This window comes from Streptomyces sp. NPDC059080 (assembly GCF_042739975.1).
GTDB classification, from domain to species: Bacteria; Actinomycetota; Actinomycetes; order Streptomycetales; family Streptomycetaceae; genus Streptomyces; species Streptomyces benahoarensis.
The window spans coordinates 131,888-144,450 of sequence record NZ_JBHYGX010000002.1; the positions used below are offsets into that span (position 1 = coordinate 131,888).

At 75.4% G+C, this 12,563-nt stretch carries 8 protein-coding genes; 5 read left to right on the forward strand and 3 right to left on the reverse strand.

The annotated features are described in order from the left end of the window. Nucleotides 1-16: 16 nt before the first annotated feature. Complete coding sequence (locus ACFWWQ_RS01950; RefSeq protein WP_384588513.1) at nt 17-667, forward strand: GntR family transcriptional regulator; 651 nt, start codon at nt 17-19, stop codon at nt 665-667. A gap of 67 nt (nt 668-734) precedes the next feature. Here the strand turns inward: ACFWWQ_RS01950 and ACFWWQ_RS01955 are convergent, their stop codons facing one another. Next, nucleotides 735-2,024, reverse strand: coding sequence for a VanZ family protein (locus ACFWWQ_RS01955; RefSeq protein WP_384588516.1), 1,290 nt, complete (start codon nt 2,022-2,024; stop codon nt 735-737). 422 nt (nt 2,025-2,446) lie between these two features. Beyond that, nucleotides 2,447-3,667, reverse strand: a complete 1,221-nt coding sequence (locus ACFWWQ_RS01960) for a glycoside hydrolase family 76 protein (protein WP_384588518.1) — start codon at nt 3,665-3,667, stop codon at nt 2,447-2,449. 480 nt (nt 3,668-4,147) lie between these two features. Here ACFWWQ_RS01960 and ACFWWQ_RS01965 point away from each other — a divergent pair, with 480 nt between their 5' ends. Genes ACFWWQ_RS01965 through ACFWWQ_RS01975 form a run of 3 tightly spaced genes read left to right on the forward strand, consistent with a single transcriptional unit; the run spans nt 4,148 to nt 9,343 of the window. Further along, nucleotides 4,148-5,017 carry a serine/threonine protein kinase gene (locus ACFWWQ_RS01965; RefSeq protein WP_384588521.1) on the forward strand — a complete coding sequence of 290 codons (870 nt, stop codon included), beginning with the start codon at nt 4,148-4,150 and terminating at the stop codon, nt 5,015-5,017. 4 nt (nt 5,018-5,021) lie between these two features. Beyond that, nucleotides 5,022-7,193, forward strand: a complete 2,172-nt coding sequence (locus tag ACFWWQ_RS01970) for a protein kinase (protein ID WP_384588524.1) — start codon at nt 5,022-5,024, stop codon at nt 7,191-7,193. Nucleotides 7,194-7,216: 23 nt separating this feature from the next. Further along, complete coding sequence (locus tag ACFWWQ_RS01975; protein WP_384588527.1) at nt 7,217-9,343, forward strand: serine/threonine-protein kinase; 2,127 nt, start codon at nt 7,217-7,219, stop codon at nt 9,341-9,343. 59 nt (nt 9,344-9,402) lie between these two features. Here ACFWWQ_RS01975 and ACFWWQ_RS01980 read toward each other — a convergent pair whose 3' ends face one another. After that, nucleotides 9,403-9,624, reverse strand: coding sequence for a hypothetical protein (locus tag ACFWWQ_RS01980; RefSeq protein WP_384588530.1), 222 nt, complete (start codon nt 9,622-9,624; stop codon nt 9,403-9,405). A gap of 171 nt (nt 9,625-9,795) precedes the next feature. Here ACFWWQ_RS01980 and ACFWWQ_RS01985 point away from each other — a divergent pair, with 171 nt between their 5' ends. Continuing rightward, nucleotides 9,796-12,534, forward strand: coding sequence for a BTAD domain-containing putative transcriptional regulator (locus tag ACFWWQ_RS01985; RefSeq protein ID WP_384588534.1), 2,739 nt, complete (start codon nt 9,796-9,798; stop codon nt 12,532-12,534). Nucleotides 12,535-12,563: the final 29 nt, after the last annotated feature.

Sequence of the window (12,563 nt, forward strand, 5' to 3'; positions counted from 1 at the left end):
TGAGAGAATCGGGCCCATGACAGGGTCTGAGAAGTTCGAGCCCGAATCGGAGCGGGTCACCCGGCAGTTGCGCGACGACATCATCGACGGGGTCCGCGCGCCGGGCAGCAAGCTGGTCGAGCGGGAGCTGGCCGCGGAGCTGGGCGTGAGCCGGCTGCCGATCCGGGACGCCCTGAAGGCGCTGGTCACCGAGGGACTGGTGACGCCTCGGCCCCGGAGCTGGGCCGTGGTGCGGGAGTTCACGCCGTCGGACCTCGCCGATCTGGAGGAGGTGCGCTCGGCGCTGGAGACGACGGCGTTCCGCCTCGCCGCCCAGCGCCGCACCCGTGCCGGACTGGCGCGGCTCCGCGCCGACCTCGACGCCGAACTGACGGCGGCCCGCGCGGGCGACGCGGTACGGGCCCGGCGGGCGGCGGCCGACTTCCACGAGACGGTGACCTCGCTCGCCGACAACGAACTCCTCAACGAACTGGAACGCACCCTGCGCAGCCGGATGCGGTGGCTGCTGGGGCAGCACGACGATCTGATGGCCATCGCCGAGGAACACGAGGCGCTCTACGACGCCCTGGTGGACCGCGATGCGGACCGGGTCGCGGAATTGACGGCCCGTCATCTCTTGACCGGTCGCCGGGCGGCCGCGGCACGGCAGGTACGGAGCGAGGGCTGACGGGGCGGTACGGCGGAGCGTTTCGGGGGCGCGGCGGCCAGGTGTCCGGCCGCCGCGCGCTGTCCGGTTACGGTCCGGTGGGGGCCTTCCCGGCTTCGCCCGTAGCGTCCGGGCCGGGGACATCCGGGCCAGGGGCGTCCGGGCCAGGGACATCCGGGCCAGGGACATCCGGGCCAGGGACATCCGCCCCCGCCCTCTCCCGCTTCCCCGCCCGCCGGTGCGGAAGCGACGTGTTGGCGACGCCGGACCAGATCTCGTGGTAGCCCAGTCCCTCGGGGTGGCGGCGGGCTGCGCGGAGGGCCCAGAGGTACAGCACGAGGCAGACCACCGCGCCGCAGCACAGCATCGCCGCGAGGGCCAGCAGCGCCACCGCGTTCACGGCCGCACCGCCCTCCAGCAGCCGCAGGGTCACCAGGGCCATGGCCAGCGCCAGGACCAGCGGCGGTGAGGCGAGGACCGCCGCCCGCAGGGCCAGCGGGACCAGCCCGGGCCGGGAGCCGTCGCGGGCCGTCAGCCGGAGCAGCAACACCCGTTTGCCCGGCGTGAATCCGCCGGTCAGCCACGGCACCACCACGAACCACAGGGCGGTCAGGAGCACCGATGTCAGCACCCCCGTCTCGGTGCCGCTGAACATCGTCACCACGAAGCTCACCGGCGGCCCCACCACGAACAGGCCCGTCACGTCCAGCAGCAGAGCGACCAGACGGCGGCCGAACGGGACGTTGTCGCTGGCGGCCATCGCCCGGTCGTCCAGGGTGTTCAGCTCCGGCAGGAAGCGGGCCAGCGGTGCGGCGAGCGCCCAGCCCAGCGACGCCCCGGCCGTGTTGGCGAGCAGATCGTCCACCGCGAAGAGCCGGTAGGGGCAGGGGTAGATCCCCCACAACCCGGTGAACTGGGTCAGCTCGAAGAAGAGGGAGGCGCCGCACCCGGCGAGCGTGGCGGCGAGCAGGCCGCGCCGGAAGTGCAGCCGTACGAAGACGCCCAGCGGGAGCAGCAGGAGGAGGTTGAAGACCGTCTGCCAGAACGCCGAGTTGTGCAGGATCAGCGCGCCGAAGGAGAGCTGGTGGTGGGCCTCCTTCCCCATGTCGGCGACGAACATCCCCGGCGTCCACTGCGGATTCCTGAAGGTCGGGAACGCCTGGCAGACATCCACGGCACTGCTCGGCAGCGGCACCACCACGAGGCAGAGCGCCGAGACGGCGAAGTAGACGAACGCGAAGAGGGAGAGGGTGCGCCAGCGGGTCATGATGCCGTGGCGGCGGTAGAGGACGATCGCGACCGGTACCAATATCAGCAGGGCCAGGCCGGGGAAGAACTTCGCCGCGGTGTTCAGGGGGAGCAGATAGGCGCCGGTCATCGCGTGCCCTCCCCCGCCGCGGCGGTGCGCGCCTGGTCCGGTCTGTCCGCCGTGTGCCCGTCGGCCGGTGGTGGCGGCCCCGCGGCGCGGTGGTCCGCCACCGCGCGCCGCATCCCCGGCCGGAGGACTCCCGCGGGAAGGAAGGTCCCGAAGTTCATCTGTGTCCTGTCATCTTCACGGCAAGGATCGCGGGAGCCCACCCTGATCCGCGGGGTCACCCCGGCGCCTCACGGCGGGACACGGGAACGGGCCCCCGTCATGATCCTGTCAGACGGACGGGCGCACCGGAAAACCCGCGCGCACCCCGCGCGACCTGCCCGTTTCGTACCGTGGGGGCGAACTGTGCGGTACCGCACCGCTCCCCCGTCAGCACAGGAGAAGCGGTGCCCGGCGGGCGGGCGGCCCGGCGGGCCGGGCGGCGGCTACGGTGCCGCGTTCAGCAGGTCCAGCGCGGAGTGCTGGCAGCCGTGGCCGGGGCCGTCGCCGCGGTCGCCGTTCCAGTGCTGGCCGTACTGGTCGAGCGCGTTGCGGTCCTTGGCGTAGGCGGTGTCCGCCTGCTCCGTGAGGTAGCCGTCGTAGGGGTGGCCGTCCAGTTCGCGGTTGAGGGCGCCCAGTCCGCGGACGTACGCGCCCTTGAAGCTGGGGCCGTCACCGGTGCAGCTGTCGGACTCGCCCGGCTCGCGCAGGATCCCGCCCGGATTGAGGTCGCCCGATCCCGTGGAGGCGTCGGCCAGTTCGCGGGCGCTGCGCAGCAGTCCGTCGTCGCCGGTGGCCCGGTGCAGCTCCGCGAGACCGCCGAGGATCACGCCCTGGTTGTACGTCCAGGCCGGCTGGCCGTTGTTCTGGCAGGAGTCGTTGAGACCGTCGTTGACCAGGTGTTTTCCGTTGATCATGCCGCTACCGCGCAGCCAGTTCCAGCCGCTGTTCGCCCGGTCGAGATAGCGGGTGTCGCCTGCGGTCCGGTGGTGCAGCGCGGCATTGAGGGCGATGTACAGCTCGTTGGTGACGGCGTTCTTGTACGCCGTGTCGGTCTTCCACTGGACGCCGCCGCCGCACTTGTCGGTCCAGTACCCCGCCATGTGGTCGGCGTCGGCGCGTGCGGTGTCCAGGTAGCGGGCGTCGCCGGTCAGGTCGTACGCCGTGATCCAGGCCAGCCCCCACCAGCCGGTGTCGTCGAGGTATTCGTTGCGGAACTGCCCCAGCCGTCCGCCGTCCGTGCGGTCCTTGTTCTTGTCGTACGTCTCGTTGACGGCGTAGGCGTAACTCTTGACGCCGGTGCGGCGGATGGTGTCGATGAGGGCGGTCAGGGCGTTGGCGGAGGTCCACCAGCCGTCGCCGCCGAACAGGCCGGTCTTCCGGTCGTAGTCCGTCATCAGCGCGGTGGCGGCGGCCTGGCGGCGGTCGGCGCCGTTCCAGTCGGAGCGGGCCCAGCCGGTGCAGGCGATGTCGTCATGCCCGGTGACCTGCGCGCAGGCGCGGAGCGCGCCGATCCGGCCGGTGTTCCAGTCGTCGACGTGGTACCTCTGCGTACGCTGGCCGCCGTCCGCCGCGGCGGCGGGCGCGGATGCCGCGACGGCGGGCGCGGATGCCGCGACGGCGGCGAGCATTCCCGCGGCGGCCAGCGCGGCGGCCGCACGCCGCACCGCCGCACGCCGCACCGCCGCACGCCGCGGGGACGCACGCCGCGGGGACGCACGCCGCGGGGACGCCGGTGCCGTGTCGGGGGTGTTTTCCGGTTGCGGTGGCATACGGACTCCTCGTCGTCGGGTCGCCGGGAGGGCGCCGGGCGGCGGCCCACCGTGCGCGACCACACTCAAGGCCCGCCGTCCGTCCGGCGTCAACGTCCGGCGTCACGTTCCTTGGAAAGCAGGCGCGTTGACACCTGGAACGGGCGGCGCGGCGGGCGATGCGGGCCCGCCCGGCGCGGGGCGGCGCGGGGCGGCGGCGTGCCGGAGGGCGGTCCGGGTGCCGGGCCGACGGGCCGTCCGGGCGGGCCCGTGCGGCGGGCGGCGGGCGGCGGCGCGCCCCCGGCCGGGCCGGGCCCCGCGTGATCACCCCGGCCACCGGGCCCGGTGATCGCCGGGTAGGCTCGCGTGCCGGTGCTTGACGAACGGGGAGACGGTATGGAAGGGCTGCGGCAGGACGATCCGCCGCGGATCGGGGAGTTTCTGACGCTGGCGCGGCTCGATCCGGCCGCGCGGCGGGACGTTCCCGAGCGGCGATATCTGGCGCGCAGCGCCGACGGGTCACGGACCGTACTGGTCAGCCTGCCCCGTCAGGGCGCCGATCCGGGGCGCTGGGCGGCCGAGGCGCAGTGGGCGGCGAAGCTGACGCAGCCCGGTCTGTGGCCGGTGGCGCAGGTCGGCGGCAGCGCCGCGTTCCCCTGGCTCGCCTCGCCCTACCGGCCGGTGCTGCCGCTGCCGGAGGCCCTCGACGCCCACGGCGGTCCGCTGCCCGAGGAGGCGGTACGGACGCTGGGCGCGGCGCTCGCCGAATCGCTGGCGTCGGCGCACGTCCTGGGCGTGGTGCACGGCGGGCTGTGCCCCGCGTCGGTGCTGCTCACCGCGTACGGGCCGCTGATCTCCTGCTTCGGCGCGGTGCGCGCGGCGGCACCGGACGGCACGCCGCGGACCGGGCTGCCCGGTATCGACGCGGGCTGCCTCGCGCCCGAGTCGGGTGCGGGCGGGCCGGTTTCGGCGCCCGCCGATGTGTACGCGCTGGGCGCCGTCCTGGCGTACGCGGCGACCGGTCACACCGTGCCGGAGCGGGCGGAGATCCCCGCCGGGCTGCGGGCGCCGATCACCGCCTGCCTGTCGCGGGATCCCGCCGCGCGGCCCGGACCGGCCCAGGTCCTTGCGGAGCTGGCGCCCGGCGCGGCCTGGGGCACGCAGCACGCGGGCACCGAGCCGGTGTCGCTGCCCGGTCGGGTGGTCGCGGCCCTCTCCCTCCAGGCGGCCGCGGTGCTCGCCGCCGAACTCCCCGAGGTGCGCTGACGCCATGCCGACCGCTCTTCTCCACGACGATCCGCACACCGTCGGCCCGTACCTGCTGCTGGCCCGGCTGGGCGGCGGCGGTATGGGCACGGTCTATCTGGCACGTACGGCGGGCGGGCGCACCGTCGCGCTCAAGGTGCTGCACCAGCGGCTGACCGCCGATACGGCGCTGCGCCACCGCTTCCGGCTGGAGGTGGACGCGGCGCGGGTGATCGGTGGCCGCCACGGCGCCCAGGTCCACGACGCCGACCCGGATGCGCCCCGGCCGTGGCTGGCGACGGAGTACGTCCTCGGCCCGCCGCTGGACGACGCGGTGGAGGCCGCCGGTCCGCTGCCGGAGCGGTCCGTGCGGGCGCTGGGCGCGGCGCTGGCCCAGGGCCTGGCGCAGCTGCACCGCTCCGAGGTGGTGCACCGTGACCTCAAGCCGTCGAACGTCCTGGTCACGGCGGCCGGGCCGAAGATCATCGACTTCGGGGTGGCCCACGCGGTCGGCGAGGCTCCGCTGACGCAGGCCGGTGCCGCCGTGGGGACGCCCGCGTTCATGTCGCCGGAGCAGGCGGCCGGTCTCGAACACACGGCGGCGGGCGAGGTGTTCGCACTCGGCGGGCTGCTGGTGTTCGCCGCGTCCGGCCACGGCCCGTTCGGCTCCGGGCAGCCCACGGATCTGCTCTACCGCGTCCGCTACACCGAGGCGGACCTCGGCGGGGTGCCGCCGGAGCTGGTGCCGGTGCTGAGCCGCTGTCTGGCGAAGGACCCGGCGCAGCGGCCGACGACCGGGGAGCTGGCCGCCGCGCTGACTCCGGACGGCATACCGCAGGTCTTCGCGGACGTGCTGCCGGACGGTGTGCTGCGGAGGATCGCGCAGCGCGGCGACGAGGTGTGGCGGCAGCCGCCGCGGCTGGCGCCACCGCCCCCCGACGCGCCGCCGGGACCCGTGACGCTGCCGGCCGGACCGGGGCCGTCGCGGCGCCGCATGCTGGCGATGACCGCCGGCGGGGTCGTCGCGGGCGCCGGTGTGGCGGGCGGGCTGTGGGCGTGGCTCGGCCGGGGCGGTGGCCCCGGTGACGGTGGCCCCGGTGGCGGTGATCCGGCGCCGGAACCGGTGAAGCCGCCGACGCGGCTGTGGACGTTCGCCGCGCGCACCCCGGACAGCGACGGCGAGGTGCTGTCGACCCGGCACGGGCTGGCGATGCCCGGGGGCATCGTGCTGTGCGGTGTCAACCCGGAGAGCGGCGAGGGCACCTGGCAGGCGAACGTCTCCGACGCCTGGCGGTGGGCGACCGACGGCACCGGCATCTACGCGCTGCGCGAGCACGACAAGGGCAGGAAGCTGGCGGTGTGCGTCCTCGACCCCGCCGACGGCCAGCCCGGCGAACCGCTGGTGGAGCTGGCGGAGTTCGTCGGCGGCGAGAACCGCAACCAACTGCTGTGCGTGGTGAAGAAGACCGCCTACCTGGTGGCCCGGGCCGTGAACCGCGACCGCTGGTACGTCGTCGCCCTCGATCTGCGCACCGGCCGGGTGCGGTGGCGCACCCAGGTGGATGCGGCGGCCGACGGCTACCGGCCGCCGATGCTGCGCGGCGTGGTCATCGGCGACCGGCTGGTGGTGTCCCGGTCCGACGCGGGCATCCACTTCGTCAAGGTGACGTCGTACGCCCTCGCGGACGGCAAGATGTCGTGGACGCTCTCCTCGCCGTTCTCCGGCGAACCGCCGTCCGAGCTGGTCGTCGACGGCCGGTACGTCTACCACACCGACGAGGCGGTCAGCGCGCTGAAGATGTCCGACGGCGAGAGCGGCTGGCTCTTCGGCCACAACCGGAACGTCGGCGGCAGTGCGGGCCAGAGCCGGATCTACGGGGCCCCGGCCCTCCACGACGAGGTCCTGTACTGCACCGAGGGCGACCGCGGTCTGGTCGCCCTCGACGCGGTGACCGGCAGCCTCAACTGGGCGGAGAAGGACCTCAAGGGCCGTCGCCTCAACCGTGTGGTGCCGCCCGTCGTCGGCCGGAAGTATGTCTACAGCCTCGACGACAAGGGGCTGCGCGCGGTGGACATGCGCAGCCGCACCGCGGTGTGGACGTTCCCGACCGACGCGACGGTGGTGACCGCCGATCGCGAGCGCGGGCGGCTGTATCTCCGCGAGCAGCAGGCCACCTTCGCGCTGCCGCTCGCCTGAGCGCTGCGTCGTCCAGGGAGGACGTGAAGTTGAGAACACTCGGCGCCGGAGATCCGCTCCGGCTCGGCCCGTACCGCATCGTCGGGGTGCTCGGTGAGGGCGGCATGGGCAAGGTGTACCTCGGGCGGGACGCGGCGGGGCGGCCGGCGGCCGTCAAGGTGCTGCTGCCCGAGCTGGCGCACGACCGGCATCTGGTCGACCGTTTCGTCCGGGAGGCGCAGACGGCGCGCGCGGTGACCAGCGAGGGCGTCGCGCGGGTGCTGGGCGCGGAGCTGGAGTCGGGGCGGCCGTGGATCGCGTCGGAGTTCCTGGCCGGGCCGACGCTGGACGAGGCGGTGCAGCGGCACGGGCCGCTCGACGAGGGGCTGCTGCGGGAGACCGCGCGGGCGCTGGCGGTGACGCTCGGGGACATCCACGCCACCGGTCTTGTCCACCGCGACCTCAAGCCGTCGAACGTCGTCCTGACCTCGAACGGCCCGCGCGTCATCGACTTCGGCATCGCCCGCCCCGAGCACGGCCTGACGCTGACCCGGACCGGTCAGATCCCGGTCACGCCGGGGTACGGCGCGCCGGAGCAGGTGCTGGGGCAGCGCGTCGGCCCCGCCGCGGACATCTTCTCGCTGGGCACGGTGCTGGTCTTCGCCGCGGGCGGCCGCCCGGCGTACACCGGCACCGAGGTCACCGCGATCCTCTACGACGTCGTGCACGGCTCCCCGGATCTGACGCTGGTGCCGCAGGCGCTGCGGTATCTGGTCGAGCCGTGTTTCGCGAAGGATCCGGGGGCGCGGCCGCTGCCCTCCCAGGTCGCCGAGGCGGCCCGGGCGCCGCAACGGGGCGCCCGGCTGTGGAAGTCGGGACCGTACGCCGGTGACATCCGCGACCGGGAGACGGCGGCCAGGCGGATGGCCGGGGAGACCCCGCCGACGGTGCTGCCGGGCGGGGCGACTCCGGCCACGGAGGCGACGGCGGTGCCCGCCGCGAAGCCGTCACGGCGGCGGCTGCTGATGCTGGCGGGCGGCGGTGCGCTGGTCGCGGCGGGCGCGGGCGGCGCGGTGTGGTGGCTGTCGGACGACCGGCCGTCGGTCTTCACCGACCCGTTCGACATCCCGTCGGCCGCCACGGTGCGCCCCGCGGAGCTGGGCACCGGTACCGGGACGCCGGAGCCGCTGTGGGGGCCGGAGGACGGCGTGGCCGACGGCGGGTCACCGGCGCCGCTGCCGGTGCGGGACGTGGTGGTCTTCGCGGCGGCGGGCGGCGGCGTCGCCGCGCGCCGGGTCACCGACGGCAAGGAACGCTGGCGGGCCGGCGAGGTGCGGGGCGACGCGGGCTATCTCTCGATCGCCGACCGGCTGGTGGCCACCGCCGACAGCGACGGCGTGCTGCGCACCTACGTCGCGTCGACGGGCGATCCCCGGTGGACCGTCGACGCGGGGGTGGACACCCTGCTCGCCGCCGACGCCGCCCATGTGTACGTGCTGACGTCCGAGGGCGAGCTGCGGTGCGTGGCGACGAAGGATGCGACGGTCCGGTGGACGCGCCGTCCGCCGCTGCCGCTGACCGGCGGGCGTCCGGCGGCGGCGCTCGGCGGCGGGGTGCTGGTGATCTGCACGTCCGGCGGCGATGTGGTCGCGGTGCGCGCCGCCGACGGTGCGCGGGCGTGGGTGCGCAAGGGGCAGGCGGCGGGCGCGCTGCGGCCCGCGATCGACAACGGCACGGTGTTCCTGGGCGGGCACACCCTGGCGGCGGTCGGCGCGCACGACGGCAAGGTGCGGTGGAACAAGCCCACCATGCAGCCGATCCGGCGCGGGGTGTACGGCTTCGGCCCGCCGGCCGTGGCCTCCGGAGTGGTGTACGTCCTCGACGGTGACGCGATGCGGTCGCTGCGTCCCGACGGGGAGGAGGCGAGCATGACGACGATGGTGGCCGGGGTGACGCCGCCGTGGCAGCCGCCGGTCGTGCAGGCGGGCAGCGTGTGGGTGGTGGAGAGCCGCGACACCGGGGTGAGCGGCAGGCCGCGCAACGGCGACAACGGTTCCAGCCAGGGGACGACGTACCCCCTCAAGGAGGGCTCGGGCCGTACGGCCGCGGGCGCCGCGAACCGGCTGTTCGTCCTCAACTCGGGCGCGCTGGTGGCGCTCCGGGTGTTCTGAGGAGGGCACGGGCGATTTTCGTCAGGCCGGGCGGTGGGCGTGCCGCCCGGGCCGGTGCGTCAGCGGGCGTTGCGCGGAGGGTCCCGGGCCGTGCGTTCGGTGCCGCGTCGGTGGCTGCCCGTCCAGCGGGCCCTCACCAGCTGCGCGTCGCCGGATGTCACCTCGTACAGGAACCGCGCCGCGCGGCCGCTGCGCAGCGCCGCCGCACGACGGCCGTGGTGGTGCACCAGCACCGCTCCGTCGCCCCGCTCCTCGCACGTGAATCCGTTCGCTCCCGGCATCCGCCGCCCCCGATCCGCCTGTCCGTTCGAATTTCCATGGTGGGGGCCGGGCCGTCCGCCCGCCACCCGCTTTCCCCTGGGTGTACGTACCGCGGAACAGGGGGCCGCGGCCGGGGTCCGTTCCCCTGCCCTCCGGTAATCTGACGGCTTCCCCCAAGAGGAGACAGGTCAGTGGAGTTCCGGCTGCTCGGAGCGGTTTCCGTCGTCACCGAGGTCGGCGATCTGCCGCTCGGCCCCGCGAAGCGGCGCAGTCTGCTCGCCGCTCTGCTGCTGCGGCCCAACCATCCGGTTCCGGTGGAGGCGCTGACGGCCGCGCTGTGGGACCAGGAGCCGCCGCCGCGGGCCCGGAGCGTCATCCAGGGCCATGTCTCGCGGCTGCGGTCACTGCTGACCGGCGCGGGCGCCGGGGTGTACGGCGTGGAGCTGGTCACGCAGGGCGCCGCGTACGTGTTGCGGACGCCGGAGAGCCTGCTGGACGCGCACCGCTTCGAGGAGCTGGTGGCGCTGGCGCGGGGTCAGCGGGCGGCGGGCGATGCGGTGGCGATATACCGGGAGGCGCTGGCGCTGTGGCAGGGGCCCGCGCTCACCGGCGCGTACCGCAGCGCCCCGCTGCAGGCCGCCGCGCACGCCCTGGAGGAGCTGCGACTGACCGCCGTGGAGCTGCTGGCCGGGGAGTACACGCAGGTCGGCGAGTACGCACGAGCCGCGTCGCTGCTGCGGGCGGAGGCGGCCGCGCAGCCGCTGCGGGAGTCGCTGTCGGCCGCGCTGATCCGGACGCTGCAGCGGGCGGGGCGCCGTTCGGAGGCGCTGGACTGGTTCCACCGCACCCGGCGGCTGCTCGCCGAGGAGCTGGGCGTCGACCCGGGGCGGGAACTGGCGGACGCGTACGCGGTGGTACTGCGCGGCGACGGCGACCCGGCGGCTCCGGTGGCCGCGGCGGCACCCGCGCCGCCGGATCCGCAGGCCGCGCCCGCCCCCGCGCACCCGGGGACCGTCGACCTCCTCCCCCGTATGCCGCGCGGTTTCCACGGCCGGGCCGACGAACTGACGGCGCTGAGCCGGGCCGCCGCCGGGGAGGCGCCTGTCTGTCTGGTCACCGGGCCCGCCGGGGTGGGCAAGACCGCGCTGGTGGTGCACTGGGCGCACCGCAACCGCGACCGGTTCCCCGGCGGTCTGCTCTACGCCGATCTACGGGGCTTCAGCGACACCCCCGAGGTGGAACCGGCCGAGGTGATGCGGGAGTTCCTGCTCGCGCTGGGGGTGGCGCCGCGCCGGATACCGGAGTCGGCGAGCGGGGCATCGGCGCTGTTCCGGTCGCTCGCGGCCGGCCGTCAGCTGCTGGTCGTCCTGGACAACGCGCCCGGCTCCGCGCAGGTGCAGGAGCTGCTGCCGGGCGGCGCGCGGTGTGTCACGGTCGTCACCAGCCGCCACCGGCTGCCCGGACTGATCGCCTCCGACGCGGCCCGGCCGGTGCCCGTGGACGTGCTGGGGCCCGAGGACAGCGCCGCGTTGCTCGGCGCGGTCCTCGGTGAGGAGCGGGTGCGTGCGGAGGCGGGGGCGGCCCGGCGCCTCGCGGAGCTGTGCGGCGGGCTGCCGCTCGCGCTGCGGGTGACCGCGGCCCGGCTGACCGATCAGCCGGAGTGGTCGCTGTCCGCGCTGATCAGTGAACTCTCCGACGAATCAAGACGGTTGGCGCTGCTGGACGTCGAGGACACCGGCGTCCGGGCGGCGCTGCGGCTGACGGTGCGACGGCTCCCGGCGGACGCCGCACACCACTTCGCGCACCTGGGCCGCCACCCCGGCACCCATGTCGACCGGTACGCGGCGGCGGCCCTGGCGGCCACCGACCCGGCGACCGCCGAGGCCGCCCTGGACCGGCTCGCCGCGGCGCATCTGGTGACCCGGACCGCGCCGGGCCGCTGGACACTGCACGATCTCGTCCGGCTGTACGCGCGGGGCCTGGACGCCGACCCGGACACCCTGCCGCGGGCACTCGACCACGCCGTGGCGACCGCGCTGGCCGCCGCGGACGCGGCCGAGCCGGGCGACGAGTCGTGCTTCCCGCTGCCCGCGGACTTCCGTGCGCCCCGGGAGATCCGCCGGTTCGCCGCCCGGGACGAGGCGATGGCGTGGTATGAGGCCGAGCGGGAGGAGCTGACGCTGGCGGCGGCAGCGGCGGACGCCGCGGGGCTGCACAGCCGGACGTGGCGGCTCGTGCTGGGCCTGTGGCCGCAGATCGTGTGGCGGGTGCGGGACGGCTGGGCCCCGCTGCTGGGGACGGCGCTGGAGGCGGCGCGGGCCGACGGTGATCTGCGGGCGCAGTCGCGGATCCTGGCGCTGCTGGGGTGGGTGCTGACGGAGGAGGGCCGCGTCCCGGAGGCGCTGGCGCATCTGGAGGCGGCGCCGGTGCTGGCGGCGCGGGCGGGGGACCGTAGTGCGCAGGCGACGGCGCTGGTCAACCTGTCGCTGGCGCAGGCGGCGCTCGGCAGTCCGCAGGAGGCCGCGGAGGAGTGCGCGGACGCGGCGCGGCTGGCGCACGACGCCGGGGATCCGTACACCGAACGCCTCGCGCTCTACCACCTGACCGGACATCAACTGGCCTGCGGGGCCTGGGAGTCGGCGTTGGAGACGGTGGCTGCTGCGCAGGCGCTGGATGATGTGGCGGACTCCTCGGCGGCGGGGCGGGTGCTGTTGGTCGCCGCGGCCGGTGAGGCGCTGCTGGGGATGGGCGACGAGGCGGCGGGCACCGCCCGGCTCCGGGAGGCGGCGGGCGTGGCGGAGGCGTGCGGTTTCGACGACGGTGCGGTACGGGCGCTGGGCGCGCTGCTGCGGGTGACGAAAGGCGCGGAACTGGCCGCGCTCCAGGCGCGGCACGACGAGGCCCTGGCGCGGCGGCAATCCCGTTCCTGACCTGCGATGACGCGCCCCGGCGGGGGATG

What these genes read in the sequence shown, in the direction of transcription:
- ACFWWQ_RS01965 (WP_384588521.1), top strand. Translation starts at nt 4,148, where the DNA reads ATGGAAGGGCTGCGGCAGGACGATCCGCCGCGGATCGGGGAGTTTCTG.
- ACFWWQ_RS01980 (WP_384588530.1), bottom strand. Translation starts at nt 9,624, where the DNA reads ATGCCGGGAGCGAACGGATTCACGTGCGAGGAGCGGGGCGACGGAGCG.
- ACFWWQ_RS01970 (WP_384588524.1), top strand. Translation starts at nt 5,022, where the DNA reads ATGCCGACCGCTCTTCTCCACGACGATCCGCACACCGTCGGCCCGTAC.
- ACFWWQ_RS01955 (WP_384588516.1), bottom strand. Translation starts at nt 2,024, where the DNA reads ATGACCGGCGCCTATCTGCTCCCCCTGAACACCGCGGCGAAGTTCTTC.
- ACFWWQ_RS01950 (WP_384588513.1), top strand. Translation starts at nt 17, where the DNA reads ATGACAGGGTCTGAGAAGTTCGAGCCCGAATCGGAGCGGGTCACCCGG.